This window comes from Collinsella aerofaciens, from assembly GCF_039062315.1.
GTDB lineage: Bacteria > Actinomycetota > Coriobacteriia > Coriobacteriales > Coriobacteriaceae > Collinsella > Collinsella aerofaciens_BG.
Genome location: NZ_JBCJBG010000008.1, coordinates 40315 through 55451, shown reverse-complemented (window position 1 = coordinate 55451; position 15137 = coordinate 40315). Strand labels below are relative to the sequence as shown.

16 protein-coding genes are annotated in these 15137 nt (G+C 63.5%); 15 read left to right on the top strand and 1 reads right to left on the bottom strand.

The features are described 5' to 3' along the window. Positions 1–4: 4 nt before the first annotated feature. The 14 genes from ABCP74_RS05880 (at position 5) to hisE (ending at position 13340) form a co-directional block, all read left to right on the top strand. Positions 5–778: a PTS mannose/fructose/sorbose/N-acetylgalactosamine transporter subunit IIC gene (locus ABCP74_RS05880; protein ID WP_148346726.1), complete on the top strand. Its 774-nt coding sequence runs from the start codon at positions 5–7 to the stop codon at positions 776–778. Beyond that, positions 759–1592 carry a PTS system mannose/fructose/sorbose family transporter subunit IID gene (locus ABCP74_RS05875; RefSeq protein ID WP_196022811.1) on the top strand — a complete coding sequence of 278 codons (834 nt, stop codon included), beginning with the start codon at positions 759–761 and terminating at the stop codon, positions 1590–1592. The genes ABCP74_RS05880 and ABCP74_RS05875 overlap by 20 nt, the downstream gene beginning before the upstream one ends. 91 nt (positions 1593–1683) lie before the next feature. Beyond that, complete coding sequence (locus ABCP74_RS05870) at positions 1684–2898, top strand: MFS transporter (RefSeq protein ID WP_343011745.1); 1215 nt, start codon at positions 1684–1686, stop codon at positions 2896–2898. Between the two features lie 170 nt (positions 2899–3068). Next, positions 3069–4130, top strand: coding sequence for an SIS domain-containing protein (locus ABCP74_RS05865; RefSeq protein WP_343011744.1), 1062 nt, complete (start codon positions 3069–3071; stop codon positions 4128–4130). 73 nt (positions 4131–4203) lie between these two features. Then, the gene (locus tag ABCP74_RS05860; RefSeq protein WP_343001185.1) at positions 4204–5040 is read left to right on the top strand and encodes a sugar phosphate isomerase/epimerase family protein; all 837 of its coding nucleotides are present in this window, start codon (positions 4204–4206) and stop codon (positions 5038–5040) included. A 170-nt stretch (positions 5041–5210) separates the two neighbouring features. Further along, the gene (hisG, locus tag ABCP74_RS05855; protein ID WP_343001184.1) at positions 5211–6926 is read left to right on the top strand and encodes an ATP phosphoribosyltransferase; all 1716 of its coding nucleotides are present in this window, start codon (positions 5211–5213) and stop codon (positions 6924–6926) included. A 105-nt stretch (positions 6927–7031) separates the two neighbouring features. After that, a complete protein-coding gene (gene hisD, locus ABCP74_RS05850; protein ID WP_343001183.1) occupies positions 7032–8468 on the top strand; it encodes a histidinol dehydrogenase in 1437 nt (478 codons plus the stop codon). 1 nt (position 8469) lies between these two features. Then, on the top strand, positions 8470–9585 hold the full coding sequence (gene hisC / locus ABCP74_RS05845; protein ID WP_343001182.1) for a histidinol-phosphate transaminase: 1116 nt from the start codon (positions 8470–8472) through the stop codon (positions 9583–9585). Then, positions 9586–10173, top strand: a complete 588-nt coding sequence (gene hisB / locus ABCP74_RS05840) for an imidazoleglycerol-phosphate dehydratase HisB (protein WP_343001181.1) — start codon at positions 9586–9588, stop codon at positions 10171–10173. Between the two features lie 77 nt (positions 10174–10250). Continuing rightward, complete coding sequence (locus ABCP74_RS05835) at positions 10251–10952, top strand: imidazole glycerol phosphate synthase subunit HisH (protein WP_343001180.1); 702 nt, start codon at positions 10251–10253, stop codon at positions 10950–10952. Beyond that, positions 10949–11692, top strand: a complete 744-nt coding sequence (locus ABCP74_RS05830) for a 1-(5-phosphoribosyl)-5-[(5-phosphoribosylamino)methylideneamino]imidazole-4-carboxamide isomerase (RefSeq protein ID WP_343001179.1) — start codon at positions 10949–10951, stop codon at positions 11690–11692. The genes ABCP74_RS05835 and ABCP74_RS05830 overlap by 4 nt, the downstream gene beginning before the upstream one ends. 3 nt (positions 11693–11695) lie before the next feature. Next, positions 11696–12478, top strand: a complete 783-nt coding sequence (gene hisF, locus ABCP74_RS05825) for an imidazole glycerol phosphate synthase subunit HisF (protein ID WP_343001178.1) — start codon at positions 11696–11698, stop codon at positions 12476–12478. A gap of 141 nt (positions 12479–12619) precedes the next feature. Then, positions 12620–12949, top strand: a complete 330-nt coding sequence (gene hisI / locus ABCP74_RS05820) for a phosphoribosyl-AMP cyclohydrolase (RefSeq protein ID WP_152067993.1) — start codon at positions 12620–12622, stop codon at positions 12947–12949. Between the two features lie 46 nt (positions 12950–12995). Next, entirely contained in the window at positions 12996–13340 is a 345-nt protein-coding gene (gene hisE, locus ABCP74_RS05815) for a phosphoribosyl-ATP diphosphatase (RefSeq protein WP_343001177.1), read from the top strand. On the opposite strand, the gene ABCP74_RS05810 is transcribed toward hisE, so the two are convergent. Beyond that, positions 13341–14252: a PHP domain-containing protein gene (locus ABCP74_RS05810; RefSeq protein ID WP_343001176.1), complete on the bottom strand. Its 912-nt coding sequence runs from the start codon at positions 14250–14252 to the stop codon at positions 13341–13343. Positions 14253–14601: 349 nt separating this feature from the next. On the opposite strand from ABCP74_RS05810, the gene larC2 reads away from it, so the two are divergent. Beyond that, on the top strand, positions 14602–15087 hold the full coding sequence (larC2, locus tag ABCP74_RS05805) for a nickel pincer cofactor biosynthesis protein LarC2 (RefSeq protein ID WP_343001175.1): 486 nt from the start codon (positions 14602–14604) through the stop codon (positions 15085–15087). Positions 15088–15137: the final 50 nt, after the last annotated feature.

Here is a 15137-nt window from a genome sequence, read left to right as displayed (position 1 = left end):
ATGTATGCTTACCCAAGCAATCCTCATCGGACTTATCGCCGCATTTGGTAAGTTCGACTGCCAGCTCGGTACGCTCTACGCGTTCCGCCCCATCGTCCTGTGCCCGCTCGTGGGCCTGGTGCTGGGGGACCTGCAGTCCGGCCTCGCGATCGGTGCGAGTCTGGAGCTGCTGTTCATGGGCTCGATCTCCATCGGCGCCTACGTGCCGCCTGATGAGACGATCGGCGGCGTGCTCGCCTGCGCCTTCGCTATCCAGCTGGGCCAGAGCACCGAGGCAGCCATCGCGCTTGCCATGCCCATCGCCACGCTGTGCCTTGCCATCAAGAACATCCTTAACGCCGCCCTGCCGATCCTGGTCGACCGCGCTGATGTCTACTCCGGCCAGGGCAACCTTAAGGGTGTCTATGCGATGCACTTCCTGATCGGTTTGACCGGTATCATCATGGCGTTCCTGCTGTGCTCGCTGTCGTTCTATCTGGGTGCTGACGCCATCCAGGGCCTGCTCGACTTCATCCCGCCCTTTGTCCTTGCTGGCTTTGGCGTTGCAGCCAACATCCTGCCTGCCATGGGCTTCGCCATGCTCGGCCGCCTGGTGCTCACCAAGCAGCTCGTGCCCTTCTACTTCCTGGGCTTCCTGCTGTGCTCCTACGCCAACGTGCCCGTCCTGGGCGTCGCCCTGATCGCCATCATCATCGGCATCGACAAGTTCGACCTGCTCGGCCTGGGCGGAGCCCAGCCCCAGCTCTCCGCGGAAGGGGATGAGGACGATGACTTCTAGTCCCGAGAACAAGATCACGCGCTCCGACCTCGTCAAGAGCGCCGTCAACGTCGGCGCCCTGGGCATGGAGTTCTCCTGGACCTACTACAAGCAGATGAACATCGCCTTCTGCCTGATGGTCGCCAACATGCTCAAGAAGATCTACGCCGGCCGCCCCGACGACTACGCCGCGGCCCTGCACCGCCACTGCGCGTTCTTCAACATCACCGTCCAGTTTGCCCCGTTCGTCGGCGGCATCGCGATGGCCATGGAGGAGAAGGTCGCCCGCGGCGAGATCGAGCCCGAGAGCGTCAACGACGTCAAGGCCGCCCTCATGGGTCCGCTGTCCGGCATCGGCGACTCCATCTTCCTGTCGACGCTGCGCGTGGTCGCCGCCGCGGTGGGCATCAGCCTGTGCCAGGCCGGCAACCCCTTCGGCCCCATCGCCTTCCTGCTCATCTACAACGTCCCCGGCTTCGCGCTGCGCATCTGGGGCGCCGTCAAGGGCTACGAGCTGGGCGTGGGCTTCCTGGACGAGGCCCAGAGGACCGGCCTCATGCAGAAGATCATGACCTGCGTGGGAATCGTGGGCGTCATGGTCGTGGGCGCCATGTGCAAGGACATGTTCTGGGCCAGCATCCCGGTGGCCATCGGCTCGGGCGACGACGCCCAGACCCTCCAGGACATCCTGGACGGCATCATGCCCGGCATGCTCGGCATGATCGCCTTCTGGCTGTACTACTGGCTGCTGTCCAAGAAGATCAACCCCATGGTGCTGATCGTGGCCACCATGGTCGTGGGCATCATCGGCGCGTTCTTCGGCGTGCTGGCGTAAGAGCCCGGCTGCATAGATTTTCGTTGCAACCTGGAAAGGGGATGGAGCAGGCCTATGCCCTCCATCCCCTTTTTGTATAGAAGGAGTTCGTATGTTCGCGAAGGATCGCGAAGCAATGCGCCTGACGCCGGCAGAGGTCAGGCTGATTCTTATTGAATCCCTGCAGTGGTGCGCCAACAACGCGGTCTACTTTTTGGGACTTATCGGTGCGGCCACGTATGATCTGGCTGGCACGGCCTTTTTGGTTGCTGCCATTACGCTCGCGCGCAATCTTATGACGTCGGTGGGCAATATGGTGTCGGGTTCGGTCATCGACCGCTTTGGACCGCGCCGGACGTCATTTGTGACGTGCGTGATTACGGCAGTGCTATCGCTTGGCGTGGGGTTGGCACCGTTGTCTGTCCCCGGGCTTGTGTTTGCCGCGTGCGTCTTGGGACTTGCGGGCGGCTTTATCAACACCTGCACGCATGCGTTTCCGGGATACCTGGAGTCGACCACCGAGGGCCGTACCCGCGTGAACGGCCTCATGGTGTTCTACAGCAATATCGCCTATACCGCTGGCCCGCTGCTTGGTGGTGCCATCGTGAGCTGTTTTGCCACGCAATCGGTCTATCTGCTCATGGCGGGCATGATGGGTGTGGCGGCCGTGCTCTCCTTGGGCTGTCACGAGTGCGTTGTTCCCGCAAAAGGGGAGAAGTCGAAGGGCGGTATTCTGGGCGGCATGGCCGAGGGCGCGCGACTTACGTTTCGCGACCACGACCTGCGCCTCATCTTTATCTCGGGCTTTTTGGGTTTCTTTGCGTTTGGCGCGTTTGATTCGCTGGAGTCGTTGTTCTATCGCGATGTGCTCAACGTGGATATCGTCTGGCTGGGCTGGCTGTCCTCGGTCGTGGGCCTCACTTCCTCGGTGGGCGCGTTCATCCTGACCAAGCTTTCTGCCCGCCATGTCAACCTGCGATTGCTGCTCGGCGCGCTCATGGCCGTGGGCATTGGGTCCATGGTGTACGTGGGCACCGATATGCTGGGGGTCGCGATTATCGGTCAGGCGATTAACGGTCTGGCCTGGGGATTCCTGGAACCGCTGCAGATGATCTTGATTCAGGAGCGCGCTGGCATCAAATACCTGGGGCGCATTACCGGCTTTGTGCGTTTTGGCCTGATGAGCGCCGGCGTGCTGCCGCTGCTGGCGGCTCCGTTTTTGGCGGAGGCTTTGGGCGTCCAGGCGGTGCTGTTTGGGGCATCGACCATTATTGCGCTGGTAGGAACGCTGTTCTTTGTCACACAAGGGAGGCGTCAGAGGCGTTAGCTATACATTCAATTCTAATTTAATACCACTCACCAGAGAATTTCGACCGTTCACCGAGGATTGGAACAGATTGATAAGTGGTATTAAAAACATGTTAGGTGTATGTCTATAATTGGTATCGAAAAGAAACGCGATGTATAGAGTTGCGTGCAGGACAGAAAGGAAAAGCCATGAAGGAAACCGAGAAGATCGAGATCATGCACTTTAGCCTGGAGGGCTACCTCGAGGACGGCAAGAACGTCTACGAGACCGGCAAGAAGATGATTGAGCTCGCCGACAAGGTCGCCGACGAGGGCTACGACGCCGTGTTCCTGATGGGCGTCGGCGGCACCTGGGACGAGCTCATGCAGCTCGAGTACCTCATGAACAAGTTCGGCGACCGCGACCTCGAGGTCTACCTGATCCACGCCGCCGAGTGGAACGTCATGGGCCACAAGCGCATGACCGAGAAGTCCGTCGTGCTCACCGCCTCCGAGTCCGGCACCACCCCCGAGGTCCTCGAGGCCGTCAAGAAGATGAAGGGCATGGGCGTGCGCGTCTACGCCATGACCAAGCCCGAGGGCCCCATCGGCCAGGCTGTCGGCGCCGAGAATTGCGTCAAGATGGCTTCCGATCATGGTAACGGTGGCTGCGAGATGGGCTACTACCTCGCCGACTGCTTCGGCCTGCGCCTGCTCAACCGCCGCGGTTGCTTCCCCAAGTTCGATCTGTTTATCGAGCAGACCAAGGACGTTTGGACTCACCTGGTCGACATCCGCAAGCGCTTCGAGCCGCGCGCCGAGGAGCTCGCCAAGAAGTACGCCCTGGCCCCCTACACCATGTTCATCGGCTCCGGCGCCCTGTGGGGCGAGACCATCCTGTTCTCGATGTGCATCCTCGAGGAGATGCAGTGGAAGCGCACCCGCTACATCACCTCGGCCGACTTCTTCCACGGCACCCTCGAGCTCGTGGAGCCCGGCGTCCCGGTCTTCCTGTTCATGGGCGAGGACGAGAACCGCAAGCTCGACGAGCGCGTCCGCGCGTTCCTGACCCGCGGCGTGACCGGCGACACCGACATCAACATCATCGACACCGCCGAGTTCGCGATCCCCGGCCTTGACGACGAGTTCCGCGTCATCGTCTCCCCGTGGATCCTCTCCTCGCTGATCACCGATCGCCTTGCCGCTTACTACGAGACGGTCACCAAGCACAACCTCAACTACCGTCGCTACTATCACCAGTTCGACTACTAAGAGCAAATAACGTTTGTGTAATCGGGCCCCGCTCCTATATGGAACGGGGCCTCGTTTGGGTTGGAGAGTAATTATGAGCTATCCCCAGCTTGCCGTCATGAATATCAGCCATCGTTATTTTGACCTTGAGGAGTTCTTTTCTTCGGCGTCGGCTTCGGGCTACACGTGTTGCGAGCTTTGGACCGGGGCGATGCATCTGTATGTCGATTGCCATGGATACGATTCGCTCGAGCAGGTGCGGGAGCTATCACAGCGGTATGGGGTTCGGATTGTGGGGCTTTGTCCCGAACAGAACAATCCCAAGCCGTGGAATATCGCGGCGCGCGGGAATGAGGCGCGCGCTCGCACGCTCGCGTACTTTAAGAACGTTGTGGATATCGCGGCGGAACTTGGAGCCGAGCAGGTCATGGTCTCGAGCGGCTGGGCATTTTTGAACGAGCCGATCGAGGACGCGTGGGGTCGCAGCGCCTCGATGCTGCGTGCGATTGCCGAGCATGCGGGAGAGCGCGGCGTGCGACTGGTGCTCGAGGCCCTACAGCCGGTTGAGTCGATGATCGTGAACTCGGCGGCCGATACGAAGCGCATGATCGAGGCAGTTGATCATCCGGCACTTAAGGCATGTCTGGATTTGGGCGCTATGGCGGTGGCGGGGGATACCATTGACGATTATTTCGATCTGCTTGGCGATGATGTCGCCCACGTGCATTTTGTCGATATTGCGGCAGACGGCACGACGCATCTTGCCTGGGGTGACGGCGACCGCGATATGCGTGCCGACCTGGATAGGCTGGTGGCGCGCGGCTATCGCGGAGTTGTTTCGGCCGAGACCTATGACTGGCGCTATTTTGCCGACCCCGCAGCTGCCGATGCGCAGGTAATGGCAGAGTATCGTCGTGCGATTGGCGTCTAGGTGGGGTTGGGTTGCGACAATCCGCTCCTATGTTTCCAAATGAATACAGTGTGAGCCGAGGAGGACGATTCTCCCCGCAAACACTCTAGTATGCTAAAGTACCCAGAAGACTGGCGGAGCTATGCCGGTCTTCTGCTCTATATGAAACACAGCATGAGGAGGCTCACCAGATGACGGCCACACCGTGGGGATTCCGGGACATATTGCCCGAGGAAGCTCAGGCGCGCGAGGAGATCGCATGTACGGTGAAGGGCTGCTTTAGGGAGCATCATTACCTGCCGGTCGAAACGCCGCTGCTCGAGGACAAGGGTTCGCTCGAGGAAGGCGGCCGCATTGCGGACACGCCGTTTAAGCTCTTTGACGATGATGGCCGCCTGCTGGTGGTCCGTCCCGACAACACATTGCCGATCGTGCGCTTGGTTTCGACCCGTATGCGCGCTGCCGACTTGCCCCTACGCCTTCGCTACGAGGCGCCGGTGGTTCGCGAGTGTCAGCGCAATGCCGGTGGTTCGCGCCAGTTTACACAGCTGGGCTTTGAGCTTATCGGCGCGGGCGATACCGCGGGCGATGTCGAGATCGTCTCGCTCGTGGCCGAGGCCGTGCGTAAGCTGGCACTGCCCGATGCGCGCATTATCGCAGGTAGCGTGCGTCCGTTTAAGGAACTGCTCGCGGCGTGCGAGGATCGCGAGCTGGCCGCCGAGGCCCTGCGCTGCGTGCACGCAAACGACTTTGTGGGCCTCGATGCCCGCGTGGCGGCAAGCACCGAGTCCGATGCCGTCAAGGCCGCCATTAGCGAGCTGCCGCGTCTGCACGGCGGTGCCGAGGTGCTCGACCGCGTGGACGCGCTGCTGGAGGCTGCCGGTATCGTCGCGCCGCTGACGCGCGAGCTGCGTGCCCTGGTTGAGGGCCTGGCACCCGAGGACGCCCAGGTGCTGTCGTTCGACTTCTCCATCATGAACTCTTTCGATTACTACACGGGCCTGGTCTTTAAGGCCTATGCCGGCGGCCTGCCCGATCCGGTGGGCTCGGGCGGTCGCTACGACTCCATCTTTACCGGCGCATTTGGCGACGGTATCGAGGTGCCGGCGGCGGGCTTCGCCTTTTCGCTCGAGCGTCTGGAGGCCGTGCGCACCTCGGCCGAGGACGCCGCTTCCGATGGCGACCACGCCGTGGGCCGTGGCGCCGAGGGGCCGCTGCGTATCGCCGTGCCCAAGGGCTCGCTTAAGGCCGACACGCTCGACGTGCTCGAGACCGCGGGCCTGGACGTCTCCGAGCTGCGTGACCCCGGCCGTCACCTGATCGTGCGCGGCCGCGACACGCGTGCCGGTAAGGGCGCGGTCGGCGATATCGAGTTTGTCATCGTGCGTCCCAGCGATGCGCCTGCCTTTGTGGGCTGCGGTGGTGCCGATTGCGGCATCTGCGGTTGGGACTCGCTCATTGAGGCAGACCTCAACCTGCTGCAGCTGGTCGACCTGGGCTATGGTCTGTGCACCTTTATCGAGGCGGAGCCCGCGTGGCGCGCCGGCCAGGCCGAGCGCAACTATGCCCGCCGCGGTTCGCTTCGCGTGGCCACCAAGTACCCGCGCATCGCGAGTGCCTGGTATGCCGAGCGCGGCGTGAACGCCGATATCGTTTCACTGCACGGTAACATCGAGCTGGGCCCCATTGTCGGCATGACCGATCGCATCGTGGACATCACCGCCACGGGCGCCACGCTGCGCGACAACGACCTGGTCATCACCGGCCGCATCATGGACTGCACGGCCCGCTTCTTTGTCAATCCGGGTGCTGCGCGCCTGGATCCGCGCGTACGCAATCTGGCAGATCGCCTGGCAGCGGCCGTTAAGGACAAGCATTTTGAGCCCGTCGCGGGCTCGGCACAATAGTGCGAGCACGCACGGGCGTCCCAACGTCTGGGCTGCGGGCCGATTGGCGCCGCTGCCCAGTCGCTCGTTTTTCGAACACAACCTCGACCGATAGGGGATTCCGATATGAAGACCATCAAGCTTGCTCCCGGTGAGCGCCTCGTTACCAACCAGCTCAACCGTAAGGGCGTGCTGCCGCAAAGCATCGTCGACGCCGCCCGCGATATCGTGGCTAACGTGCGCGCCAACGGCGATGCCGCGGTGCGCGATTACTGTCAGCGTTTTGACGGTGTCGAGCTGCAGAGCTTCCGTCTGCCGCAAGAGCAGGTCGATGCCGCGCTCGAAGGCCTCGATCCGGCCTTTGTCGCCGCGCTCGAGAAGGCCGCGCGCCAGATTCGTGAGTTCCACCAGCGCGAGGTCGAGCAGAGCTGGTTTACCACGCGCCCGGACGGCACGATGCTCGGCGTTAAAGTGACCCCGCTCGCGGCGGCCGGCATCTACGTGCCGGGCGGTCGCGCGCAGTATCCCTCCACGGTGCTTATGAATGCCATTCCCGCCAAGGTCGCCGGCGTTAAGCGCGTGGTCATGGTGACCCCGCCGCAAAAAGACGGCCTGATCAGCCCCTACACGCTCGCCGCGGCAAAGCTCGGCGGCGTGGACGAAATTTATATGGTGGGCGGCGCCCAGGCCGTGGCCGCGCTGGCATACGGTACCGAGAGCATTCCGCGTGTCGATAAAATCACCGGTCCGGGCAACGCTTTTGTTGCCGCTGCCAAGCAGATTGTCTCGGGCGATGTGGGAATCGACATGGTCGCTGGCCCGTCCGAGGTCTGCGTGCTGGCCGATGCCACGGCCAAGCCCATGGTGGTCGCGGCAGACCTGATGGCCCAGGCCGAGCACGATCCGCTGGCAGCCTGCTATCTGGTGACTTGCGACGAGCAGTTTGCGCGCGAGGTCGAGGCCGGCATCGACATCCTGGTGGCGCAGTCGCCGCGTGCCGAGATCACACGCGCCTCGCTCGACAATGAGGGCACCATCGTGGTGGCCGCCGATATGGCTGCCGCTGTCGAGGCGGTGAACACCGTGGCGCCCGAGCACCTTGAGCTGCACTGTAAGGATGCGATGGGCCTGCTCGGCGGCATTCGCAACGCCGGCGCCATCTTTGTGGGCGCGTGGAGCTCCGAGCCGCTCGGCGATTACGTTGCCGGCCCGAACCACACGCTGCCGACCGGCGGTACGGCCATGTTCTCCAACCCGCTTTCGGTCGAAGAGTTCGTTAAGCGCTCGAGCGTCATTTGCTATACGCCCGAGGGTCTGCTCTCCGACGCTCCCGCTACGCAGCGCCTGGCCGAGGCCGAGGGCCTGTGGGCGCACGCGCTCTCTGCCGCCCTGCGTCGTCGCGTGCTGGAGCAGGGCGAGGATGCCGTGAGTGCCGAGTCGCTGGCTGCGGCCGACCTGACCAAGGTCGCCTGGCCGGGCGACGCTGTGGCGACGGTCGCCGAGGGTGTGGACCTGGCGGCTGCAGGCTCGGATGGCGCTGGCGCGACCGGCGAGGAGGCTTAACATGGCCGAACTCACGCCGCGCATGAAGGAGCTCGTCCAGCCTTACTTGGCCGGTATTGAGCCCTACGATCCCAACTTTACGCCCACGCGCATCAATCTTTCGGCCAACGAGAACACCTATCCCGTGCCGGCCGGCGTGCGCGAGGCGGTCGACGCCGCCCTGGCTGTCACGCCGCTCAACCGCTACCCCGATCCCATGTCCTGTGACCTGCGCGACGAGCTGGCCGCTTGGCATGGTGTGGCGCGCGAGAACGTCTGCGTGGGTAACGGCGGTGACGAGCTGCTCTATAACTACCTGCTGGCGTTTGGCGGCGCGGGGCGGACCCTGCTCAACTGCCCGCCGTGCTTTAGCGAGTATGCGTTCTTTGCGTCGCTCTGCCAGACTGAAGTGCGCGATGTGTGGCGCGACCCGGCGACCTTTGAGCTCGACCAGGCGGCTATGTTCGCGGCCGCGCCCGAGTGCAACCTGGCGATCGTGACCTCGCCTAACAATCCCACGGGTGACGTGGCACCGCTCGACTTTGTCGCGGCCTTGTGCGATGCGTGCCCCGGCATGGTGATGGTCGACGAGGCCTACGTTGAGTTTGCCGACGATTCGTTTGGCGCGGCCACCACGGCGCAGGGACTTATCGCCGAGCATCCCAACCTGGTGATTCTGCATACGCTGTCCAAGGCGTTTGGCGCCGCCGGCACGCGTCTGGGCTATGTGATCGCCGCGCCCGAGGTCATCGATGTGTTCGCTGCGATTCGCCAGATCTATTCGGTCAATGTGCTGAGCCAGGCCGCCGCGCTCGCCTGCGTGCGCGCTCGCGATGCGTATGCGCCCGTGGTGGCACAGGTTGCATCCGAGCGCGAGCGCGAGCTGGCCGCCCTGCGCGCAATGGCTGCCGAGGGCCTGCCCGTGGAGGCATGGCCGAGCGCGGCGAACTTTGTGCTCGTGCGCACGCCGCATGCCACGCGCGTGCGCGAGCGCCTGCGCGACGAGTATTCGATTTTGGTGCGCGACTTTAGCTACGCGCCGGGGCTCGCGGATTGTCTGCGCATTACCGTGGGCACCCCGCAGGAAAACGACGAGGTGCTGGCTGCGTTTGTCGCGCTGGTGAAGGAGGAAATGTAGATGGGCCGTTATGCCGAGGTGACCCGCAAGACGGGGGAGACCGACATTGTCGTTAAGCTCGACCTGGACGGGAGCGGCGTGTGCGATATCTCGACCGGCGTGCCGTTTTTCGACCATATGCTCAACGCCTTTGGTCGCCATGGTCTGTTCGATTTGACGGTACACGCGGCGGGCGACGTGGAGGTCGACGCACACCATACCGTCGAGGACACGGGCATTGTGCTGGGCGAGGCGTTTTGCCAGGCGCTGGGCGATAAAGCGGGTATTACGCGCTTTGCCGACGCGACGATCGCCATGGACGAGACGCTCGTGATGGCCGCCGTGGATATCTCGGGCCGCGGGCAGGCCTACTGCGAGTTGCCCGTACCGACCGAGCGCGTGGGCACCTTTGATACCGAGCTGGCCGTCGAGTTCTTCTATGCCTTTGCGCGCGACGCCAAGCTCACGCTGCACGTGCGTGAGCTGGCGGGCGGTAACTCGCATCACATTATCGAGGCCGCCTTTAAGGCCGTGGGCCGCACGATGCGCCGCGCCTGCGAGTTCGATCCCCGCGTGCAGGGCATCCCCAGCACCAAGGGCTCGCTGTAACCGCCACAAAGGCAAAAACCACCACGAAGGTGCCTGTCCCCTTTGTGGTGGTTTTGAATGGGGAAAAGGAGGGTCGCGTGGGCGAACCGAAGATCGTGGTGGTCGACTACCACAAGGGCAACTTGTCTAGCGTTGCGCGTGGGCTTGCGCGCGCCGGTGCCGCCGCCTGCACGTCGGACGATCCGGAGCAGATCCGCAGCGCCGACGGCCTGGTCATCCCGGGCGTGGGCGCGTTCTATGATGCGATCGCCTTTATGCGCCAGAGCGGCGAGGCAGACGCGGTGCTCGATGCCGTCGCCGCCGGAACTCCGCTGCTCGGCATCTGCCTGGGCCTTCAGCTATTTTTTGAGCGCGGCAACGAGGGCGTGCCTGCGGACGAGGGCGCGGTCGCCGACGGCAACGCCTCCGAGCAGGCTGGCGGTCCTTGGGTCGATGGCCTGGGTATTATGCGCGGTTCGTGCACGCGCCTGGAGTCGAGCCGCCTGAAGGTGCCGCACGTGGGCTGGGACCAGGTGCACATGACGCCCGCCGGTGCGGTCGATCCGCTGCTTGTCGGTTTTGCCGAGGGTGCCAACATGTACTTCACCCACAGCTACGCGGTGGCCGACGATGCCAATGCCGCCGATGTGCTGGCGCGCACGCACTATACGCGGAGCTTCCCGTGCATCGTGCGCCATGGCAACGCGTGGGGCTGCCAGTTCCATCCCGAGAAATCCTCCGCGCTGGGTCAGCGCATCCTTAAGAACTTCGTCAACATCGTCGAGGAGGCTGGCCGATGATCCTGTTTCCCGCAATCGATTTGATCGGCGGCAAGGTCGTGCGCCTGGAGCGCGGCGACCGCAGCCGCTGCAAGGTATATTCCAACGACCCCGTGGCAGTCGCCTGCTCGTTTGCCGAGCAGGGCGCGAGCTGGGTGCACGTCGTCGATTTGTCCTCTGCCTTTGGCGAGGATGAGGACACATGCGCTGCCAATTCGGCGGCGATCAAGGCCATCTGCGGCGTCGACGGTCTGTCCGTGGACGCGGGCGGCGGCGTCCGCTCGCTCGCGCGCATCGACGAGTTGGCCGGCTACGGTGCGCGCCGCATCGCACTGGGCACGGTGCTCGTGACCGAGCCGGGTTTTGCCGAGGTGGCGGCCCAAGGCTTTGGCGAGCTGTTGGTGGCAGATATTGCCGCGCGCGACGGCCAGGTCAAGGTGAACGGCTGGCGCGACGGCGCGGACGTGGCGCTCGACGATGCCGTGGCGCAGCTTTCCGAGCTGGGCTTTAAGCATCTGGTGTATACCGACATTGCGCGCGATGGCATGCAGACGGGCATCGATGTGGCGGCGTATCGCCATGTGGCCGAGGTCGCGGGCTTTCCCGTCGTGGCATCGGGCGGCATCTCGACGCTCGGCGACATCCGTGCGCTGGCCGCAGTGGGTGAGGGCGCGATTGAAGGTGCCATTACCGGTCGCGCACTCTACGAGGGCAACTTTACGCTGACCCAGGCGCTGGACGCCGTCCGAGGGGAGGAGTAGCCCATGCTTGCCAAACGCGTGATTCCCTGCTTGGACGTCAAGGACGGCCGTGTGGTCAAGGGCGTCAACTTTGTGAGCCTGCGCGATGCGGGCGACCCGGTGGAGCTGGCACGTGCCTACGACCGCGAGGGCGCGGACGAGGTCGTCTTCCTGGACATTACCGCGACGAGCGACAACCGCGCGACGACCATCGAGATGGCGGCGCACGCGGCCGAGGAGCTCGCCATTCCCTATACCGTGGGCGGCGGCTTTCGCGACCTGGCGGGCATGCGCACCATGGTTGCAGCCGGTGCTGACAAGGTGTCGCTCAACTCTGCCGCCGTGCGCGACCCGTCGCTGATTAGCAAGGCTGCCGCGGCGTTTGGTAGCCAGGCCGTGGTCGTGGCGATTGATGCCAAGCGCGTCGGTTTGCCCGGCGCATCTGGTGCCGACAAGTGGGAGGTCTTCACGGCGGGCGGCCGCAACGCCACGGGCATCGACGCGGTGGCGTGGGCCGAGGAGGCGGCTCGTCGCGGCGCCGGCGAGATCTTGCTCACCAGTATGGATCGCGACGGCACCAAGGCCGGCTTTGACCTGGCGCTCACCCGCGCCGTGGCGCGCGCGGTGCCGATTCCGGTGATCGCGAGCGGCGGTGTGGGAACGCTCGAGCATTTTGCCGAGGGCGTGATCGAGGGCGAGGCCGATGCCGTGCTGGCGGCCAGCGTCTTTCACTTTGGAACCTTCAGCATTCGCGAAGTCAAAGAGTATATGGCCTCTCAAGGCATCCCTGTCAGGTTGGACTTCTAGCGCTGCGGCTTGCCCAGGCACCCGACCTTCCGGCTCCAACCCTCCTCGCGTACTTAAGTACGCGTCGTCGGGCTTGTCGCTCGGAATCTCGGGCACCTGGACAACCCTCGCCGACCTGCGATGTTTGAATTGAGAAGAGAAATGGAAGAGATAACCGATCCTTCAAAGCTTACATACGACGCCAAGGGGCTGATTCCTTGTGTGGTTCAGCAGTATGACACCGGTGAGGTGCTTATGGTTGCTTGGATGAACGAGGAATCGGTGGGGCTGACGCTTAAGACCGGCACCACGTGGTTTTGGAGCCGCAGCCGTCAGGAGCTCTGGAACAAGGGCGCGACGAGCGGCAACATGCAGGAGGTCAAGGAGCTTTGGGCCGACTGCGATAACGATACGCTGCTGGTCAAGGTCGACTCGCCGGGTCCGGCCTGCCATACCGGCAACCGTACCTGCTTCTTTAAGAAACTCGCGTAGGGCGGGCGCTCGACTAGGCGCTTGGCCAACCAGAAAGGATTGAACCATGGGTGTGCGCACCGCGAATGTTCAGGATGGAAATATCGGTGAGACGCTGACGGGTCTGGCCGAGGTGATTCACGGCCGTCGTGATGCATCGCCGCAGGAGAGCTATACCGCGCGTCTGCTGACCGACGTGGAGGATGAGCTGCTCAAGAAGCTTGCCGAGGAGGCGAGCGAGGTGATCATGGCCTGCAAGGATAACGATCACGATCACATCCGCTACGAGGTCGGCGACCTGATCTACCACCTGCTCGTGACGCTCGAGCGCTACGGTATCACCCTCGACGAGCTAGCCGGCGAACTCAACGCCCGCCGCCACTGGTCATTGGGGACGTTCTTAAACGACTAGTTAGGCGAGGGGCGTGGACTCCCATTCTCCGGTGAGGTGGGGGATGTCGAAGGTTCGATAACCGCAGTCGTAGGCGTGGGCCTGGGCCTCGCGGATGATCCAGCAGATATCACAGGCGCGGTGCGCGTCCGAGCCAAAAGTGATCGGCACCTCGGCATGGGCAAAGCAGCGCAAAAGACCGGTTGCGGGGTAGTAGTCGTCGAGCCCCTTGCGCGGTGCGGCGGTCGAGACCTCAACGCGGCGGCCCGTATCGTGCGCGCACTCGGCCATCTGCTGCCAAAACGGTGCGGGGTCAAAATCGGGCGCAAAGCCTTCCTTCGAAAAGCGCATGACCAGGTCGGGGTGAGCCATCACATCAAAGTTGAGCGGGCTCTCGCAGGCGCGGCACCAGTCATCGACATAGCGCTCCCACACGCCGCGCACGCCTAAGTTTTCCCAAACATGCAGATTGGCGTCATCGTCGATCCAGCCGCAGCGCGAATCGGGCGTATCGGGACGAGCGACGTCCTCCGTCCCCGCCGTGCCCGCAGCACCTGCCGCAATATCGCCTGGGTTACCAATCCAATGCACACTGCCCAGGCGCACGACGGCGCCTCGGGACCAGCGCTCGACCAAAGGCTCGCAGCCCTCGTACCAATCGCATTCAAAGCCATAGATAAGCTCGAGCTCCGGCGCAATCTGCGCGGCGAGTTTGCGGGCGTCCTCAAAGGCCAGACGATGTGCCGGCAGGTCGCCCTCGACAACCTGCACTTCGCAGTTGGCGTCCATGCTGGCGGGCAGGGTGAGATGGTCGGTCGAGACCATGACGCGGCAGCTGGCCGCAGCAGCGGCGCGAACGTTGTCCTCAAACGAGGCATGCCCGTCCGAAAACGAGGTGTGGGTATGGCAATCGACCAGCGGGCAAGCAGACATGGCGGCTCCTTTGCGTCAAGCGAATCCGCTCCATTGTAACGGCGCGACCCCTGGCGCGCCGGGAGCACTGCAAGTCGAAACCGACTGGAAAGGGCGAGGCGGCGCGCAAGAGCTGCCGCACGACATCGGCCCTGTCTCAAAACGTGTACGTCAGCCTCCAAAAGCTGCAAAAAATGACATGTTTGGAGGCTGACGTACACGTTTGAATGGAGCGGGCCGGCGTTGGAGCGCGCCAGCACTTGCGCCCAGCAAAAGTCGCACCTATCCCATGACGCCGCCCCTGCGCCGCCCGCGATGTGCTAGCGTTTGGATGAACAAAACGAGCCCGTGCGGAAAGGAGCCGGACCGTATGCCATGCGATAGCAAATCTCCGCTGTCTCGCGAGACCGATGCGCCCGAGACCATCGTCAAGCTGGAATGCGACATCGACGATGCGTCGCCCGAGGTGCTCGCCTACGCCGCCGACCGTCTGCGCGGGGCAGGCGCCCGCGAGGTACACTGGCTGCCCCTCTATTGCAAGAAAGGCCGCCCCGGCTGGCAGCTGCAGGTGATTTGCTCGCATGAGGATATCGAGCGCCTGCAGACGATTATCTTTTTGGAAACCACGACCAACGGCATTCGTCGCCAGGTCATGGAGCGTGTTTGCCTGCCACGTCGCTTTGAGCAGGTGGCGACGCCTTGGGGCGAGGTGTTCGTCAAGGTGGCCACCCTGCCCGACGGCAGCGAGCGTGCGGCGCCCGAGTACGAGGACTGTGCCCGTCTCGCCCACGAGCACAACGTGCCGCTCCAGCGCGTGATGCAGACGGCTCAGAGCGCGGCACTGCGATTTGAGTGACACAGGCCAACGACGCGCCACACCCACCCCATCAACCTCACCGAAAGGAC

Coding starts and splice junctions, on each gene's coding strand:
- ABCP74_RS05870 (WP_343011745.1), top strand. CDS start 1,684: ATGTTCGCGAAGGATCGCGAAGCAATGCGCCTGACGCCGGCAGAGGTC.
- hisD (WP_343001183.1), top strand. CDS start 7,032: ATGAAGACCATCAAGCTTGCTCCCGGTGAGCGCCTCGTTACCAACCAG.
- hisF (WP_343001178.1), top strand. CDS start 11,696: ATGCTTGCCAAACGCGTGATTCCCTGCTTGGACGTCAAGGACGGCCGT.
- hisC (WP_343001182.1), top strand. CDS start 8,470: ATGGCCGAACTCACGCCGCGCATGAAGGAGCTCGTCCAGCCTTACTTG.
- ABCP74_RS05865 (WP_343011744.1), top strand. CDS start 3,069: ATGAAGGAAACCGAGAAGATCGAGATCATGCACTTTAGCCTGGAGGGC.
- ABCP74_RS05810 (WP_343001176.1), bottom strand. CDS start 14,252: ATGTCTGCTTGCCCGCTGGTCGATTGCCATACCCACACCTCGTTTTCG.
- ABCP74_RS05830 (WP_343001179.1), top strand. CDS start 10,949: ATGATCCTGTTTCCCGCAATCGATTTGATCGGCGGCAAGGTCGTGCGC.
- larC2 (WP_343001175.1), top strand. CDS start 14,602: ATGCCATGCGATAGCAAATCTCCGCTGTCTCGCGAGACCGATGCGCCC.
- ABCP74_RS05860 (WP_343001185.1), top strand. CDS start 4,204: ATGAGCTATCCCCAGCTTGCCGTCATGAATATCAGCCATCGTTATTTT.
- ABCP74_RS05875 (WP_196022811.1), top strand. CDS start 759: ATGAGGACGATGACTTCTAGTCCCGAGAACAAGATCACGCGCTCCGAC.
- ABCP74_RS05880 (WP_148346726.1), top strand. CDS start 5: ATGCTTACCCAAGCAATCCTCATCGGACTTATCGCCGCATTTGGTAAG.
- hisE (WP_343001177.1), top strand. CDS start 12,996: ATGGGTGTGCGCACCGCGAATGTTCAGGATGGAAATATCGGTGAGACG.
- hisB (WP_343001181.1), top strand. CDS start 9,586: ATGGGCCGTTATGCCGAGGTGACCCGCAAGACGGGGGAGACCGACATT.
- hisG (WP_343001184.1), top strand. CDS start 5,211: ATGACGGCCACACCGTGGGGATTCCGGGACATATTGCCCGAGGAAGCT.
- hisI (WP_152067993.1), top strand. CDS start 12,620: ATGGAAGAGATAACCGATCCTTCAAAGCTTACATACGACGCCAAGGGG.